Raw genomic sequence first — 17,308 nt, 5'->3', positions numbered from 1 at the left:
TATAAAAAAAAGACCAGCCGTAACGACTGATCTTCTTTTAGATATAACGGGTTAGTATATAACGATGTGATTAGTTCAGCATTGGTACATCTATCAGCAAAAACTCTGCCGGTTTGACTACTTCAATACTTACTTTGTCATATTCGGATAACCCGATTGCATCACGTGTTGCTAATGTTTCTCCATCTACTTTCAATTCACCACTGAGCAAAAACAGGTAAGTACCTATGTTGGGCGCTTTCGCTGCAATGTCCAGTGTTTTACCGGCTTCATATTTACCTAATGTAAACCAGGCATCCTGGTTCAACCACAGGCCGTTGGCATTTTTATCCGGTGAAATCACCACCTGTAAAGCGTTTTCACGGGCGGCGGGATCAAATGTTTGCTGATCATAACGGGGCGTTACATTTCTTTCTCTCGGTATCACCCAGATCTGCAGAAAGCTCACCTCCTCCGTTTTAGACGCATTAAACTCAGAGTGTACCACACCTGTTCCGGCACTCATAATCTGTACATCATTTTTACGGATCACTTCTTTATTACCGGTGTTATCGCTGTGCGCCAATTCACCGTCCAACACAATAGATACAATTTCCATATTATCATGCGGGTGAGCGCCAAAACCCATTCCACCTTTTACCGCATCATCATTCAACACTCGCAGTGCGCCAAAGTGAATCCTGTTTGGATCATAATAGTTAGCAAAGCTGAAAGTATGGTGGCTCTTCAGCCAGCCGTGGTTGGCATATCCCCTGGTATCTGCACGATGAATAACTTTTTTCATAACTAAATCTCCTTTGTTTTAACACTACAAATATCGTTATAAACAAAGCGGTGGAGAATGGATCATATGTTGAAAAGCGTGGACAAAAAAATACGGATTTCTCTATGCACTACCCGTCTGAAAGAAAACGGTATGCATATGAAAAATCCGTAAAGCAGTAACGATGCCTGGTAACTATTTACACCAGTTTCGCATCTGTAGTAATGGTAGCATTCAGCACTTTGCTCACCGGGCAGTTAGCCTCAGCATCCGCTACAAATTCAGCGAATTTGGCGGCATCCAGGCCCTCTACGCTGGCGGTTACTTCCAGGTGGCTGGTAGTAATAGCACCGTTATCTAAAGTGATTGTGCATTTGGTATCAATGTTACCGGGAGTAAAACCGGCGCCAGTGATCACAAAGCTCAGTTTCATGGTAAAACAACCGGCATGAGCTGCGGCAATCAGTTCTTCAGGGTTAGTACCAATACCATCTTCAAAACGGCTGCTGAAAGAGTACTGGGTCTTGTTTAATACAGTTGACTGGGAAGTTAAAGTGCCTTTACCTTCTTTACCGGTACCTTGCCAATTGGCAGATGCAAATCTTTTCATGTTAAATTTTTATTTTTTTCCTGTTAGAAAAATCAGTGCGGAGGCCCAAATTACAAATTAATCGGCAATAAAAAATGCCGGAGCTTCCTGGAACATCAAAGCGCATAAAAAAGCCGCACAGTTTCCTGTGCGGCTGTACATGGTTCCTGTCAATTGATTCCTATATCATTTCTACCAATTCTGCAATTGGCTTACGTACTTTCCTGGCATGTTGCATCACATCATCGGGCGCTCTGAATCCTATCGCAGCAACTACTACAGCAGCCAGGCCCTTCTCTGTAAGTCCTAATATCCTGTTGTATCCGGCAGCATCAAAGCCTTCCATCGGGCAGGCATCAATGTTTTCCACAGCTGCTGCCGTAAGCAGGGTGCCCAAAGCAAGATATGCCTGCTTTGCACTCCATACAGCTGTTCCTTCTGCACCTAACCGGTTAACGGTTCCCTTCACTACTCCTGAAAAACCTGCCAGTTGTTCAGGAGCTATGTTACGCGTTTCCGCCACATTATTCATATAGTCATCTACGTGGGTTTCGTTCAGATCGGTATATCTCGCAAAAACGATCAGATGCGATGCATCCGAAACCTGCAACTGTCCGTTGGACACCGATTTCAGTTGCTCACGTACGGCCGGGTTCTCTACTACCAGGATTTTATACGGTTGTAAACCGTAGGAAGAGGCAGAGAGTCTTGTAGCGGCCAGTAATTTCTCCAGCTGATCTGCACTCAGTTTCTTAGCCGGGTCAAATTTCTTAACGGCATAACGCCATTCCAGTTTATTCAGAATATCCATTTCATTTTTATTGAACATTACCCGTTACAGATCATGATCTGTAACGGGTAAACACTATCTTATTGTTGTTTTACCATTTGCACGCTGGCCAGCAGCTTTACTTCATCACTCAGCAACAAACCGCCGGTTTCAGTAGTAGCGTGGAAAGTAAGACCAAAATCTTTACGGTTAATTTTACCGCTCAATTCAAATCCTGCTTTAGTCTGACCATAAGGATCTACCACTTCGCCGCCAAATTCAACATTCAGCTCTACAGGACGGGTATTGTCGCGGATGGTTAAGTCACCTACCAGCTTAAATGTATCGGCATCTATTTTCTTTACTTCTTTAGACACGAATGTGAGCTTAGGATACTTTTCTGCTTCGAAGAAATCTCCTGCCTGCAGGTGAGCATCACGCTGCGCATTCTGCGTGGAAATACTGTTGATGTCTGCTTCAAATGTAATGTTGGCAGTGCTGAAATCATTATCAACGGTCTGCATGGTACCATCAAATTTTGCAAACTGACCGGTTACAGTCGTAATCATCAGGTGCTTTATTTTAAATTGTACGTCACTGTGTGAAGGATCAATTTTCCAGGTTGTCATATAATTTTGTTTTTTTAGTATTATTAAATGTTTAATTAGTTTAAAACTCCCATTTTACCGGCGTTGTAGTCATCTATCGCCGTTCTGATTTCATCTTCCGTATTCATCACAAACGGACCGTAAGCAAAAATTGGCTCATCAATCGGTTCGCCGCTCAACACCAGCATGGCAGTGTCTTTCAGCGCGGTGATGATTATTTCAGTACCCTCTTTTTCAAAGAGTGCAGTTTCTACTCCTTTGAGCGGCTGACCATTCACATCTGCTTCTCCCTGGAATACTACTGCTGCCGTGTTAAAATTTTCCGGTATGCTTAAAGTGATCTTATCATCTTTTTTCAGATGGATATCATAAACATTCACCGGGGAAAAGGTACTGGCAGCGCCTTTCACACCATCATATTCACCTGCAATTACTCTCACATATCCTTCTTCACTTACTTTTATCACAGGTATTGCTGCTTTGGTAAGGTTCTGATAGGAGGGAGGATTGTTTTTAAATGCTTTGGGAAGATTTACCCACAACTGGGCAAACTCTGCTTTCCCGCCTTGTTTGCTGAATGCGTCACTGTATTTTTCTTCATGTAAGATGCCGCCGGCTGCTGTCATCCACTGCACATCACCCGGAAACAACAAACCATGACTACCGGTAGAGTCCCGGTGTTCCAGTTCGCCCTGGTATACGATGGTAACGGTTTCAAAGCCTTTGTGCGGATGTTCGCCAACACCTTTGGGTCTTACACTCGGTGGGATGTAGTTGGGAGCTGCATAGTCCATCATGATAAAAGGACTGATCCTGTTACCTTCAGAACGGGTACCGCCCGGTAAGGTACTCTGTACCCTGAATCCATCACCTACCATGTGTGGTGCGGCTGCAATTATGATCTGGCTTACATGTTTTTGTGTTTTCATATTGTTTGCCTCCTTAAGACAACACAAAAGTACATGTTGCAACATCCATTAAGAATGGATAAAACACTCCTAGTGATGGACTTTTTTTGAAAATTCCGGAAAATTCAGACAGAAGGGCCTACGGAAGTGCGGGAAGCCTCTTTAAATTCAGAAGGACTCTGGTTGGTATACTTCTTAAAAAAGCGGCTGAAATAGTGCGGGTCATCAAAACCCAGCTTATAGGCAATTTCTTTGGCAGTAAGGTCTGTATTATATAAATACCGCTGCGCTTCCAGGATCACCCGGTTACGGATATGCTCCCCGGCAGTAATGCCGGATAATTGCTTGCTGATTTCATTCAGCAGCACAGGCTTGATATGTAAAAGGCCCGCGTAATCGGATACAGTTTTTAATTCCTGGTATTTTTCCTCTATCAGGTTTTTAAATTTCAGGAAGATGGAACTATTGTGAGCAGCATGTTGTTCAGGGGTAATGGCCACATTCTCTCCCTTTATGCGGGAAGCCAGTACCAGGAAATAACGCAGCAATCCGTGCAGGGCCATTTCGTATTCAGGTTCGCGCAGGGTTAATTCTTTCATCATCAGGCGCACAATAGCATCAATATCCTTCTCCTGTTCATCATCAATATGAATAACACTGCTGAACTGGCTATTGAAAAACAACCCGGAATTAATACCGGATACCTGCGTCTGATCTTTTAAACACATGAAAGCATCACGAAACGCAATCATGTATCCATCTATTTTATCTGTTGCCTGCAGGTTATGCACCTGGCCGGGGGCTACAAAAAACAACGTGTTCTTCTTTACCTCGTGCGTCACTGCATCAATGGTATGCAACAGCTTACCTTTCTTAATCCAGTAAATGGTGTAGAAGTCGTGCCGGTGCGGCACGCCGATCTGATCAAAAAAACTGTTGCCTAATTCACAAAGACCAGACACCACAAATCCCGGATCTGCATGCGAGTATTCCGGTAAGGAAACAATCCCGATATTTTCACGTTTCTCAGCCATCTATTAAGGTTCCTGCAGTTTCCTCCTCCCTCTCGGAAGGATCAATGTATTCAATAATAAAGTTATTCCTGCCTTCTCCCACCATAATCCCCATATGCTTCATCTGCACCAGTTCCAGCATACTGAGGAACAGGAAAATGGCATGTACACGGTCTTTACAGTGATCGAATATTTTTTCAAAAGATAAAGTACGCTCCGCCCGCGCCAGCTCTTCCATATACATCCTGGAGCCTTCCATCGTATAGTCGTACTTGTATACTACGTGCTGGGGTTTATTATCACGCTCTTTCATGCGCTGTATCACCTTTTCAAAGGTTTTTGTCAGCTTGAAGAGCGTGAGGGTTTGTACTTCGGTACCTTCACTGGTCACTTCCCCGATTTCCGCCAGTTCCTTTGCAATATTTCCACGCTTTACAGACAGCATACGGTCTGCTTCCATTTCTGCCAGTTCCGCGGCTGCCAACTTGTAGCGCTTATATTCAAGGATCTTGTCAATCAGCTCCATGCGGGGATCAATCTCATTTCCCTGCTCATCCAGCTCCTTGCGTGGCAGCAGCATTTTGGCCTTGATACGCATGAGGGTAGATACAAAGAGAATGAATTCACTGGCCAGCTCAATATTCAACGTTTCAATATGATGGATATAATCCAGGAAGTCCTGTGTGAGAGTATTAATAGGGATATTGTAGATATCCAGCTCATCACGTTCAATGAAGAACAGCAACAGGTCGAAAGGACCTTCAAATTGCGGTAATTTGATCTTATAGACAGGTGCTTGTTCGCTCATTAAAGATTTTTTTAAAAAGATATCGCACAATTGCACGGAGTCATTAAATGCCCGGTCCAATATAACCGGCTGTTTGTCTCTGTGCCGCTGTGCGATATCAAAAATAACAAAATTCCGGCGAATCAGAACTTGGCAGCAAAGCCAACCCCTATCACCTGTTTTATTTGCAAACGAGGCCCCATCACACCAGTTTCCTTATTCTCAAATACTTTTACATCATCATCATATATCATATCTACAGTCAGCAGGGCGGAAATCCACTTATTAACCTTCAGTTCCAATGCGTTGGTAAAAAACACATCGATATTTCCCGGGTTATGCCTGTAATCGGAAAATAAATCCAGTCGGCCTTTGTAAGTCATGTTTTTGGCAAAAGTCTTTATATAGTTGGCAGACAGGTAGGCGCCTATTTCATATTTAAAATGCGAGCCCGTATCTACTCCATAAGCACCCTGTTTGGAAAGTACATCATCCATTACAAACACAAAACGGGAAGTAATCGGCGACAGGAATAAAGAAAATGATTTGTCTGGTTTATAGTCAAAACCCGGCGACACCAGCACATAAGCAGGAGAGAAGAATTTTGAGGACAGCTGTGGCGTAGTATCTGAAGGATACAAATAACCATTGGTGAATTGCGTACGCAGATTCACTAACCCGCTTAAGTACCAGTTTTTGCCGATATCATAACCATATTTGGTGGTCAGGTCAATACGATCATCATTCTTGCGTCCTCCCAAACTGGTGGTGTTAATATAGCCATATGCGAGGTCGGCCACGTTGTCCCAGGAATGTCTTCCGTTTTTATAAAATGCCCAGGCAAAAAGATTGGACCCAAGGGAGAAAGCAAAATTATCGCCACCCGCAGCCCAGTTACTTAATGATCCCTGATTGATATTGACGTTAATGTTCATCCCTTTCTTCCATAATTTGGGGATGGTGTCATTAGCGTCTTTCTTGATTTTATCAGAAGCTTCTTCTCTCGACTTCTTCATCCAGTCATTTTGCGCGTGCACGGCCGTAAACAATAGCATACAGCAGGCAATGGATAAAGTAATTTTTTTCATCAATTTGTGTTTAAATGAGTATACGTAATAAACCATCCCACTTCTTCCGGGAAGGAAAAATGGGATGGCAAGGGTCTTTCTAAAAAAATTTATCTGGATTTTTTCAATTCATCACGAATTTCCATGAGCAGTTTTTCCTGGGTAGACAGTTCGGCCGGGGCAGGGGCTTCTTCTTTTTTCTTGGTAAGCTTATTCATAAATTTTACCAGCAGGAAAATACAGAAGGCGATAATAAGGAAATCAATCACGCTCTGTATAAAAGCGCCATAAGCAAATACCGCTATGCCTTTGGCTTTCGCATCTGCCAACGTGGCCACGTCACCCTTACTTGTGTCCAATACATAAAAGACGTCATTAAAATTCTTTCCCCGGGTAAATAGTCCGACGAGAGGCATCAGGATATTATCTACCAGAGATGTAACAATCTTTCCAAACGCACCACCTATAATCACACCCACAGCAAGATCCATTACATTGCCTTTCATGGCAAACTCCTTAAACTCTTTGATGAACGACATAATGCAAGGTTTTTATTGGTTAAAATAAGTGAACAAAATTAAAGTATAATCCCCGAAGACGTTAATTATTAGGTTATTATTTCTTTAACCGGGGGTATTTCATCTTTAATGATTTCAGTGTATCCCTCAACGTTAGCGCAATCAGGTATTCTTTATACCAGTTCTGATCTGCCGGTACAATCAGCCAGGGCACATAATTACAGCGGTTGATGGCGTCTTCGTAAGCATCCATATATTTATTCCACAGCTTAGCTTCTGCCAGGTCATTTTCGTTATACTTCCACATTTTCCGGGGGTCTTCGGTTCGTTCCATCAGGCGCTGTTGCTGGGCTTCCTGTGATACATGCAGGTAACATTTTATGATGTGTGTATTATTATGAACCGTTAGCAACTTTTCAAAATCATTAATGGCCTCCATCCGTTTAAAAGCCATTTTATCGTCAATCCACTTATGCACACGTTGTATGAGAATATCCTCATAATGTGAGCGGTTAAATACCTGGATCATGCCTCTACCCGGCGCATGCTGATGTACCCTCCATAAAAAATCATGTTCTGATTCTTCTGTGGTGGGTGCTTTGAAAGAGTGTACTACGCAACCCTGCGGATTCAAGGTACCTGTAACATTCTTTATTACGCCGTCTTTCCCACTGGCGTCCATTCCCTGTACCACCAGCAATACACAGTGTTTATGCTGTGCATACAGCAGGTTTTGAAGTTCATCCAGTTCTTCCAGAATTTCCCGGGTTACAGCCTTTATCGTTTCTTTTTCCAGCTTTTTGGGAGCTGATGTGCTGATAGCTGACAATTTGATTTTACCCATGTAGCGCATTCTTATAAATAAATTTAACAAAATAGGGACAGAAGTGTTGCATTAACACGATTTATATTTTGCTGAATATGAAGGATACCTGCACCTTTGTACTCGAAAAATAAAAGATATGCAGCAACGTTTCGCCCATTGGGGAGTGTTTATCCTGTTATCACTCACCTGGGGCAGTTCCTTTATATTGATGAAAATAGGTCTGGAATCATTTACATCCTACCAGGTAGCCAGCTTAAGACTGGTAGCTGCCGGCATAGCGCTTTCCCCTTTTTTACCAAAGGCATTCAGGCAAACACCCGTAAATAAGCTTCCCATTATCATATTGTCCGGCATCCTGGGTAACGGTATCCCGGCCTTTCTGTTTTGTTTGGCCGAAACGGAAATCGACAGCTCCCTTGCAGGGATACTTAATGCCTTAACACCATTGATGGCCTTACTGTCCGGGATTATTATCTTTAAAAGTCCATTTAAAAAAGCGCAGCTCACCGGCATTTTCGTAGGGCTGGCAGGGGTAGTGTTATTGTTCACCGCCAAAGGTATCAATACAAATGGCCACTGGTATTATGCGCTGCTGGTAATTCTGGCTACCGTAAGCTATGGCGTTAATATTAGTATGGTACATCATAAGCTGCAGGGTTTCAGTTCGCTGCAGCTGGGGTCTCTTGCTATGTTCTTTTGTGCGCTGTTCACTTTCCCTATTCTGTGGTGCAGTAATTTCTTTCCGCAGTTTTCACAACCGGATGCGCCCTGGCGGTCGCTTTCAGCGGGCCTGGTACTGGGGGTGATGGGAACCGGGGTGGCAGCTGTACTCTTTTTCCTGCTCATCAAAAAAGCGGGATCCATGCTGGCCTCAATGGTAGCATATGCGTTACCGTTAGTAGCAGTAGGGTGGGGATTAGTGGCGCATGAAACAATTACCTGGGTCCAGGTGGGGAGCATGGGCATTATTCTGCTCGGTGTGTACCTCGTAAACAAGGCTAACAAAGTGGCTCCGGCAAAATAAGCCACTGCTAAAAAGCAGCGGAGATATTAACCGGATCAGTATCCGTTAATATCTCCGCTGTTATATTTTCAGGCTATAAAACTCTTAAATAGCCATAATTTCCTTCTCTTTTACTTCGCAGTGCTTATCGATCAGTGTAATGTGCTTGTCGGTTAATTGCTGGATATCGGCTTCTGCATCCTTGGCTGTATCTTCACTTAAACCGTCTTTCTGCAATTTTTTAACTGCTTCAATAGCATCTCTGCGGATATTCCTGATGGCTACTTTTGCCTGTTCGCCTTCATTATTCACCTTTTTCACAAATTCTTTCCTGCGTTCTTCGGTTAATGGCGGGAGGAATAAACGGATGATAACCCCGTCGTTTTGTGGATTGAGACCAATATTAGATGCAATAATGGCTCTTTCAATAGGCTGCAGCATGTTTTTTTCCCAGGGCTGAATGGTCAGGGTGCGGGCATCTGCAATGCTTACGTTAGCTACCTGGTTTAGTGCAGTTGGTGCGCCATAATAGTCAACAAAGATACCATCCAGTATTTGCGGATTGGCTTTCCCGGCTCTGATTTTTGTAAGTTCCAATTCCAGGTGCCCGATAGCTTTCTTCATCGAGTCCGCTGCCTCATCAATGATAAGCGTTAGATCATCTTGCATAACATAAATAGTTAAGTGCGTGCAAACCTACAGGTTTTCTTTTAATCGTCAAAGCAACGCCCTGATAATGGAAGTAGAAATGCTTACAAATAACCACAACAAAAGGATTATTTATCTTGTAATACACCCTCTGTTGTAACACGCAATATTTTGGTGGCTTCTTTTGCTGTTGCCGCTGCTGGTTGTACTACCGGTTCTGGTATAGCTTTCACAGCCAGTTTTTTCCGGCGTGCCAGGTATAATATTCCTGTAAAAAAGGTAGCAGAACCTATTACAACCATTAACAACCAGGTAGCGCCCATTCCCTGCAGCACAAATGCACCGAGTATGTAGGTAGCATTAATGGCTACGGAAACCAGCGTGGTTTGCCTGTGATTGAGCTTCAGGTCCAGCAGGTAGTGATGGATATGGTTTCTGTCGGCAGAGAAAGGAGATCTTCCCTGTAACATACGGACAGCGAATACGCGTAAAGTATCAAATAAAGGTACGATCAGGATAGCAAAAGCCACAGCTGGTGTAGCTCCGATTGGCATCTTACCGGCCGGGTTACCTGCCACATCAATAAATTTCAGCACCAGCACTGCATTTACCAGCCCTATCAGTAAGGATCCCGTATCACCCATAAAAATGCGGGCGGGGGAAATATTATATATAAGAAAACTGGCCAGCCCACCTGCCAGTGCAAAACCAATGACTGCATAAGTGATTTCACCTACATGCAGGAAATAAGCCCCCAGTACGGCACTTACCAGCAATCCGATACTGCCGGCATGACCATCTACCCCATCTATCAGGTTGAAAGCATTGATTACCACAATAAAAGTGAAATAGGTCAGCATCAGGCTGATATTGGGAGGCATGGCATAAATGCCCATGAAGCCATACATGCTTGTAATCTGCAGATTGCCCAGGTAGATAATAGCGAAAGATGCCGCCAGCTGCCCGATTAATTTCTTTAACGGAGACAGCCCTACGATATCATCTTTCATACCTACCATGAAAATGATAAAGAACGCCGCCATCATGTATTGAAATGGCGAATTGGCTAACGCGGGTACGCAGATAGCAGTGGCAATTATAAATCCGGAGAAAAAACCGATTCCTCCGAGCGTTGGTATACGCTGTTTATGCGTCTTTCTTTCGTCCGGTTCGTCGTATAAATGCTTTAATTCCGCCACTCTTATCAGTATTGGAATAGAAAAATAGGTAACAACAAAACTTAGGACGGTAGCAATTAATACATTCTCCATTAGTGGGGCTTAATTGTGCAAAGATATTAATTTCAACGAAATGTGAAAAGAAACGTTAAAAAAATCAACTTTTTTAATACTTTGAGATCGCAAAAAAACATTCAACAGCCACAAATTCTACGAAATTCTATTAGTTTTGCGGCACAAAAATTAACAACTATCATGCCACAGCTCAAAGATATTGCTACTCAGGTAAGGAGAGATATTGTACGGATGGTACATGGCGTTCAAAGCGGTCACCCCGGAGGTTCATTAGGTTGCGCCGACTTTCTGACTGCATTGTATTTCAAGGTAATGGATCACAAACCGGAACCTTTTGATATGGATGGTAAGAACCAGGACTTGTTCTTCCTGTCCAATGGACATATTTCACCAGTGTTCTATAGCGCACTGGCCCGTTCCGGCTACTTCCCCGTACAGGAACTGAGCACTTTCCGTAAGCTAAACTCCCGTCTGCAGGGCCATCCCACCACCCACGAACACTTACCGGGTGTACGCATCGCTTCCGGCTCCCTGGGCCAGGGCATGAGTGTGGCAATAGGCGCAGCACTTGCTAAAAAACTCAATAACGATAAAAACCTGGTATTCTCCCTGCACGGAGATGGTGAGCTTGAAGAAGGACAAATATGGGAATCCGTAATGTTTGCTCCTCATCATAAAGTAGATAATCTTATCATCACCGTTGATCTGAATGGTCAGCAAATTGATGGAACTACTGATGATGTTGCCGGCCTTGGTGATGTAGGCGCTAAATTCGAAGTATTCGGATGGCTCGTTCTGCACATGAATGGTAACGATATGGATGATGTTGTTGCCACGCTGGAAAAAGCCAAAAGCCTTACCGGTCAGGGTAAACCCATTGCTATTATCATGAAAACCGTTATGGGTCAGGGTGTTGACTTCATGGAAGGCCACCACGAATGGCATGGTATCGCCCCAAGCGATGAACAACTCGCCAAAGCACTGGCGCAGTTACCTGAAACATTAGGCGACTATTAATTGTAGTTACTAAAAAATATTAAAAAAGGAGGAGCATGAATTCATGCTCCTCCTTTTTTAATATTTTTAATCAGGTCCTTATCAGGTGGCCTTCAGTGTAATCGCTTCCACCGCCGCTCTTCTCGCCGGATACCAGCTGGCAGCCACACCTATCACTATAATCGTAACAAACACCAGCAGGAAATCTGCCGCATGCATACTCACCGGGTATGAATCCACCAGGAAAGAGGTTCCCTCCAGCTTAATAATACCAAAATGCTGTTGCAACACACAAAAGGTGATACCCAAACCAAAGCCCAACGCGGTTCCTATCCCCGCAATAATCAATCCTTCTGCCAGGAAGATGCGCATAATCAATGATTTACGCGCACCCATTGCCTTCAGGATCGTAATATCTTTTTGCTTTTCTATCACCAGCATGTACAAAGAACCGATCATATTAAAGGCGGCAATGATCATAATAAAGCTAAGTATCACGTATACCGCCCACTTCTCCGTTTGCATAATGGCATACAACGATTGATTCTGCTCATACCGGGTTTGCACTTTGTAATGGCGGCCCAGCAACTTTTCAAGTTGCACTTTCAGTTCTTTATCGTTTATCCCTGCCCGTGTCCCGATTTCCAGCGACGACATCTCATCGCCCCCCATCTGCAACAGACCCCGTAAAAATTCAATGTTTGTAATAACATACTTGCTGTTAAACTCCTGCTGAATAGCAAAAGTTCCGGCAGGATACAAAACGCCATTGTTCAGCGCATCCTCGGGGGTTACAAAAGCATTCACATTCCTGCGGGGAAGATATACAGTAACAGGTGCAATACTATGCACTACATCCACGCCCAGCGCGCCTTCCAACTCCAATCCCAGCACCGCCCGGTAAGCCACACTGTCGCCGGTATCAAAGCGCCCCCGGATAATGTTGCTTTTCACATCCGTAACATAATTATAGCTGCTGTCCACACCCTTCAACACTGCAATCGTAGGCTCATCACCGTAGCGCAGCACCGCCTTCTCTTCAATTACCCGGGAGAAATGGGCCACACCCGGCACCGCTGCTATTTGCCGCAACTGCGCAGGCGTAAGGATAATTGTTTTGCCGGTAACCGGCGCAATCTTCACCGCGGGGTAAAAAGAGGAGTAAAGGGATTTTACCAGGCCCTCAAAGCCGTTGAACACACTTAGTATCACAATCAGGGCGCCTGTCCCAACTGCAATTGCCGCCACACTTACCCAGGCAATGATATTGATAGCATTGGTAGATTTTTTTGCCCGGAAGTAACGGGAAGCAAATTGCCAAACCATGTATTTGTAGAATTACGAATGAAGAATAACGAATCCGTAACCCTTATTTCTTGCCGTCCTTAATGTTGGCGTCATCTTCCTTGATCTTCTTAAACAATTCTTCCATCTTAAACACATAGTCAAGGGTATCATCCAAAAAGAAGCTCAGCTCGGGGATTCTGCGCAATTGTTTACCTAATCCTATTCCGAGTAACTTCTTGATTTCACCCATTCTTTCCTTGATCCGCTCCAGCATCTCAGAAGGGGCTTTGATCTGGAACATACTCAGGTATACCTTCGCTTCCAGCAGGTCTGGGGTCATCTTCACGGCAGCAACAGATATCATTCCCCCATCCACCACGTTAAATCCCAACCGCTGAAAAATACCACTCAGCTCCTGCTGCACAAGTTGTCCTATTTGTTTCTGCCTTTTAGTTTCCTGCATCTCATTCAGTTTTAATCGTTAGTAAAACAGTCTGCGTACGATAATAACATAATTACCCCGCCCCGCCAAACCATAACCGGCTGCCAGCAGCCCGTCAGTTGCGAAATTAACCATTTCCGGCAAAGAATAGCCGCATTTACACCCCCTCATACCTTAATTATGCTATTTTTGCCAGCAAGTTAAACAGACTACCAGGAATGAAGACATTCAAGCGATTACTAAGATTTGCCACACCTTTGCACCATTATCTGCCCGAATATGTGATATATACTTTTATAGGTATCATATTCGGTATGGTCAATTTTGCAATGCTGATTCCACTACTGACCGTTATTTTTAACCAGGTGGGAGAAATTCCCCAGGCACTGCCGGAACCACATTTCACCTTCTCTATTAACTACTTCATTGACCTGTTCAACTACTATTTCTACAATTTTATCAGGGCCAGCGGCTCCAAACAAAGCGCCCTGTACTTTGTTTGTGCAGTGATAGGCGTGTGTATCGTGATCGCCAACTTTGGCCGCTACATGAGCGCCAGGGTAATGGTACGGCTTAAAATGACCGTCCTGTCCAGGCTACGTATACGCCTCTATGAAAAATTCACGCAACAATCATTATCATTTTACAGCGATCAGCAAAAAGGAGATCTGCTTTCTTCCATGACCAACGATGTACAGGAAATTGAAAACAGTGTGATCAACGCCATACAAACACTGCTGCGCGATCCATTCATTATAATCGGCTACTTCGCGGCGCTGTTTTATCTCTCTGTAAAACTCACCCTGTTCACCATCGTATTCTTTCCTATCTCCGGTTTACTGATATCTTATGTATCCAAAAAATTAAAACTAAAAGGTAAATTCAGCCAGGACCTGCTGGGAAAAATCCTTTCCGTAACAGAAGAAACACTGAGCGGTATCCGGATCATACAATCCTTTACTGCAGAGCGTTTCATGAAAAATAAATTCGGTGAGGTAAACACCCGGTTTGTGAAAGTGAGTAAGTCGATGTACAACCAGCGCGAACTGGCTTCTCCCATTTCTGAAATACTTGGGGTAATCGTTATCGTTATCCTCGTGATCTATGGAGGAAGCCTCGTATTATCGGGCAGCGAATTGCTTACCGGCGCTACCTTCATGACCTATCTTGTTTTCTACTCACAGATCATGCAGCCTGCAAAAAACGTATCTACTTCTATTACTACTATACAAAAAGGAATGGTGGCCAGTGAAAGGATTTTCAAAATTCTTGACGCACCGGTTACCATCCACGAAAAGCCTGATGCCCGCGCTGTGACCGGGTTTAACAGCAGCGTGGAATACGATGATGTTTCCTTTAAATACGAACAGCAATATGTGCTGAAGCACATCCGGCTTACTATTAATAAGGGGCAGATGATAGCGCTTGTTGGCCGCAGTGGCGCAGGCAAATCCACGATGGCCGATATTTTACCACGCTTCTATGATGTAAATGAAGGTGCCATTCGTATAGACGGTACCGATATACGCGACCTGAAAGTACACGACCTCCGCAGCCTGATCGGTGTTGTATCGCAGGAAGCCATTCTCTTTAATGATACAGTACTGAACAATATTGCCTTTGGTCAGCCAAAGGCCGACAGGGAGGCCATTATAACCGCTGCAAAAATTGCCAATGCACATGAATTTATTGAACAACTGGACAACGGTTATGACACCATTATTGGCGACCGCGGGCTGAAACTCAGCGGGGGCCAGCGTCAACGCCTTACCATTGCACGCGCTATTTTCAAAAATCCTCCTATTCTCATATTGGATGAAGCCACTTCCGCACTGGATACGGAGTCCGAAAAACTGGTACAGGCAGCGCTGGATAAGCTCATGCAAAACCGCACCACCATTGTAATTGCACACCGGCTGAGTACCATACAACATGCCAGTGAAATCATTGTAATGGACCAGGGAGAAATCAAAGAACGTGGCACCCACGACGCATTGCTGAAGCAGCATGGCATCTATCACAAACTGGTGGAAATGCAGGAGTTCAAATAAAGGAATCCTAACGTTAAAGTATATACGTAATACAGCACGTTCCGCTCAAAAAGTGGAGCGTGTTGCGTTTTATCCATCTCCACATGGCTTTCCATAACATTTTCTTCTTCTCAAAAAACCGTAACAGGTACGGTTTTTGTTATTGAAGCGCCCTGACAATGCCAACACCAGCTCTTTGCAGCACTTATTTTTTAACCTTTAACATAGCGAACTCCTATGATATCTATCGTAATTCCTGTATTAAACGAAGGTGCTACCATACGCCAGGTTATTAAAACCGTAAAGAAAACAACCCGGAAAATTGAGATCATTGTGGTAGATGATAATTCTACAGACAACACAGTGGAAGAGGCGATGAAAGAACATGTGAGAGTGATTACCAGCAGCCAGCGAGGAAAGGGAATATCTATGCGTGAAGGTATGATGGCTGCCAAACATGATATTATTGCCTACGTAGATGGCGACATCCTGACTTACCCCGACAATATTATAGACCTATTAACTGGTCCTATCGAAAAAGACGAAGCTGACTTCGTCAAATCCTACTTTGAAAGGCAGGCAGGCAGGGTCACCCAATTGGTGGCCAAGCCACTGCTGAGTATATTATTCCCCGAGATTGCGCATTTCCAGCAGCCACTCAGCGGTATGATTGCAGCACGTAAATCTTTCCTTTCCCGTGTGCATTTTGAAAATGATTATGGCGTGGATATCGGCCTGCTGATAGATATGCATCATCTGGGCGCGCGCATCACAGAAGCCAATATCGGGAAGGTGGAAAATGCTATGCAAACCTGGGAACAGCTGAGCAAAATGTCGAGAGAAGTTTCCCGCACCATTCTCCGCAAGGCGGAAAACATACCACAGGAAAACCTCGAAACACTGGGAAATATTAACCTGATCCGGGAGCAGATGGAGTACTCTATCCTGGAATCTATTGATAAATTACAGAAGATGGTCATCTTCAACCTCGATCATGCGGTGTTTACACAAGATTACATGCAGTGGGCCGCAGTGGCCTTTGGGCAGGAGGAAGGATTACAGGAAATTGAATCTGCCGGACATAGTGAAGTAACTACACTACATTTAAAAGCTACTCTTTTTGAAGGGCGCAACATTGCAGAACTGCTGGAAGTAGCCGATGCTATTCCGTTGGTACCCGGCATCCGCGAAATAGTGCGTGAGCTGAAAAAAAGAGGCTATGCCGTTGGTCTTATCACCGATGGATTTGGTACTGTTGCCCGTCATATTAAGAATCAGCTGGGAATGGATTTCGTATTTGCCAATAAGCTGCATCTGGTGAACAGCGTGGCTACCGGCGAGTTTACCATTGCAGATTATTTCATGAAAGGAGCCGAGTATTCCCGGAGCAATATGTATCCTTACATCGCGCAGCAATATCATATTAATACACAGAATATCATTTATGTGGGAGATGGAAAACGGGACAGCAAATTATTAACCGAGGCCGGCATCGGCGTTGCTTTTTGTCCACAGTATCCCGGCAATGTTGTAGAAAAGGTTGCCGATAAAATCATCAGTGGTTTATCATTAGCGCCATTGCTGGATATTGCGCAGGCTAGTCCTGCAAAGTTTGGAATCAAGCTACCGGCTATCAGTAAAAAGCAGGCGCGTAATATTGGAGTTGGCAGCCTGATAGGATTAGCCGGAGCAGGATTACTTTACCTGGCCGTGCGGCAGATGCGTAATAAAAAAGAGATGGCCGCCTGTTGATAATATTCATTCAGCTATAAAACGAAAAGGCGCAGCGGATAACCGCTGC

At 44.1% G+C, this 17,308-nt stretch carries 18 protein-coding genes; 4 read left to right on the top strand and 14 right to left on the bottom strand.

All coding sequences use genetic code 11. From position 1 onward, the window contains the following. Positions 1 to 70 precede the first annotated feature (70 nt). The 10 genes from PV783_RS05050 to PV783_RS05005 form a co-directional block, all read right to left on the bottom strand. Positions 71 to 784, bottom strand: a complete 714-nt coding sequence (locus PV783_RS05050) for a pirin family protein (RefSeq protein ID WP_420987304.1) — start codon at positions 782 to 784, stop codon at positions 71 to 73. Between the two features lie 178 nt (positions 785 to 962). Next, positions 963 to 1,373: an OsmC family protein gene (locus tag PV783_RS05045; protein WP_079469807.1), complete on the bottom strand. Its 411-nt coding sequence runs from the start codon at positions 1,371 to 1,373 to the stop codon at positions 963 to 965. Positions 1,374 to 1,533: 160 nt separating this feature from the next. Continuing rightward, positions 1,534 to 2,163 (bottom strand): NAD(P)H-dependent oxidoreductase, encoded by a 630-nt coding sequence (locus PV783_RS05040; protein WP_420987303.1) that lies wholly within the window; start codon positions 2,161 to 2,163, stop codon positions 1,534 to 1,536. Positions 2,164 to 2,222: 59 nt separating this feature from the next. Then, positions 2,223 to 2,750 carry a YceI family protein gene (locus tag PV783_RS05035; protein WP_079469810.1) on the bottom strand — a complete coding sequence of 176 codons (528 nt, stop codon included), beginning with the start codon at positions 2,748 to 2,750 and terminating at the stop codon, positions 2,223 to 2,225. A gap of 35 nt (positions 2,751 to 2,785) precedes the next feature. Beyond that, on the bottom strand, positions 2,786 to 3,658 hold the full coding sequence (locus tag PV783_RS05030; RefSeq protein WP_420987302.1) for a pirin family protein: 873 nt from the start codon (positions 3,656 to 3,658) through the stop codon (positions 2,786 to 2,788). 104 nt (positions 3,659 to 3,762) lie between these two features. Continuing rightward, entirely contained in the window at positions 3,763 to 4,671 is a 909-nt protein-coding gene (locus PV783_RS05025; protein ID WP_111577029.1) for a helix-turn-helix domain-containing protein, read from the bottom strand. Beyond that, entirely contained in the window at positions 4,664 to 5,458 is a 795-nt protein-coding gene (locus PV783_RS05020; RefSeq protein WP_079469813.1) for a segregation and condensation protein A, read from the bottom strand. Before PV783_RS05020 ends, PV783_RS05025 begins: the two co-directional genes overlap by 8 nt. A gap of 122 nt (positions 5,459 to 5,580) precedes the next feature. After that, positions 5,581 to 6,525 carry a DUF3078 domain-containing protein gene (locus PV783_RS05015; RefSeq protein WP_079469814.1) on the bottom strand — a complete coding sequence of 315 codons (945 nt, stop codon included), beginning with the start codon at positions 6,523 to 6,525 and terminating at the stop codon, positions 5,581 to 5,583. Positions 6,526 to 6,614: 89 nt separating this feature from the next. After that, a complete protein-coding gene (gene mscL, locus PV783_RS05010; protein WP_420987301.1) occupies positions 6,615 to 7,043 on the bottom strand; it encodes a large conductance mechanosensitive channel protein MscL in 429 nt (142 codons plus the stop codon). A gap of 76 nt (positions 7,044 to 7,119) precedes the next feature. Then, a complete protein-coding gene (locus tag PV783_RS05005; protein ID WP_420987300.1) occupies positions 7,120 to 7,866 on the bottom strand; it encodes a PPK2 family polyphosphate kinase in 747 nt (248 codons plus the stop codon). A gap of 118 nt (positions 7,867 to 7,984) precedes the next feature. On the opposite strand from PV783_RS05005, the gene PV783_RS05000 reads away from it, so the two are divergent. Continuing rightward, the gene (locus PV783_RS05000) at positions 7,985 to 8,872 is read left to right on the top strand and encodes a DMT family transporter (protein WP_420987299.1); all 888 of its coding nucleotides are present in this window, start codon (positions 7,985 to 7,987) and stop codon (positions 8,870 to 8,872) included. Between the two features lie 84 nt (positions 8,873 to 8,956). Here PV783_RS05000 and frr read toward each other — a convergent pair whose 3' ends face one another. After that, positions 8,957 to 9,520: a ribosome recycling factor gene (gene frr, locus PV783_RS04995; RefSeq protein ID WP_079469817.1), complete on the bottom strand. Its 564-nt coding sequence runs from the start codon at positions 9,518 to 9,520 to the stop codon at positions 8,957 to 8,959. 107 nt (positions 9,521 to 9,627) lie between these two features. Next, positions 9,628 to 10,770: a glycosyltransferase family 4 protein gene (locus PV783_RS04990; RefSeq protein ID WP_420987298.1), complete on the bottom strand. Its 1,143-nt coding sequence runs from the start codon at positions 10,768 to 10,770 to the stop codon at positions 9,628 to 9,630. Between the two features lie 162 nt (positions 10,771 to 10,932). Here PV783_RS04990 and PV783_RS04985 point away from each other — a divergent pair, with 162 nt between their 5' ends. Beyond that, positions 10,933 to 11,769: a transketolase gene (locus PV783_RS04985; RefSeq protein WP_079469819.1), complete on the top strand. Its 837-nt coding sequence runs from the start codon at positions 10,933 to 10,935 to the stop codon at positions 11,767 to 11,769. Positions 11,770 to 11,850: 81 nt separating this feature from the next. Here PV783_RS04985 and PV783_RS04980 read toward each other — a convergent pair whose 3' ends face one another. Both PV783_RS04980 and rbfA read right to left on the bottom strand, forming a co-directional pair. After that, the gene (locus PV783_RS04980; RefSeq protein ID WP_420987297.1) at positions 11,851 to 13,074 is read right to left on the bottom strand and encodes an FtsX-like permease family protein; all 1,224 of its coding nucleotides are present in this window, start codon (positions 13,072 to 13,074) and stop codon (positions 11,851 to 11,853) included. A 43-nt stretch (positions 13,075 to 13,117) separates the two neighbouring features. After that, complete coding sequence (rbfA, locus tag PV783_RS04975) at positions 13,118 to 13,498, bottom strand: 30S ribosome-binding factor RbfA (protein WP_079469821.1); 381 nt, start codon at positions 13,496 to 13,498, stop codon at positions 13,118 to 13,120. A gap of 197 nt (positions 13,499 to 13,695) precedes the next feature. On the opposite strand from rbfA, the gene PV783_RS04970 reads away from it, so the two are divergent. Both PV783_RS04970 and PV783_RS04965 read left to right on the top strand, forming a co-directional pair. Further along, positions 13,696 to 15,528, top strand: coding sequence for an ABC transporter ATP-binding protein (locus tag PV783_RS04970; RefSeq protein WP_420987296.1), 1,833 nt, complete (start codon positions 13,696 to 13,698; stop codon positions 15,526 to 15,528). 216 nt (positions 15,529 to 15,744) lie between these two features. Beyond that, entirely contained in the window at positions 15,745 to 17,259 is a 1,515-nt protein-coding gene (locus PV783_RS04965; RefSeq protein WP_079469823.1) for a glycosyltransferase, read from the top strand. Positions 17,260 to 17,308 lie beyond the last annotated feature (49 nt).

It is taken from the genome of Chitinophaga sp. CC14 (assembly GCF_048957795.1).
In the GTDB taxonomy this organism is placed as follows: domain Bacteria; phylum Bacteroidota; class Bacteroidia; order Chitinophagales; family Chitinophagaceae; genus Chitinophaga; species Chitinophaga ginsengisegetis.
Note: the sequence above shows the minus strand (reverse complement) of the source record. Positions and strands in the feature narration are given on the sequence as shown.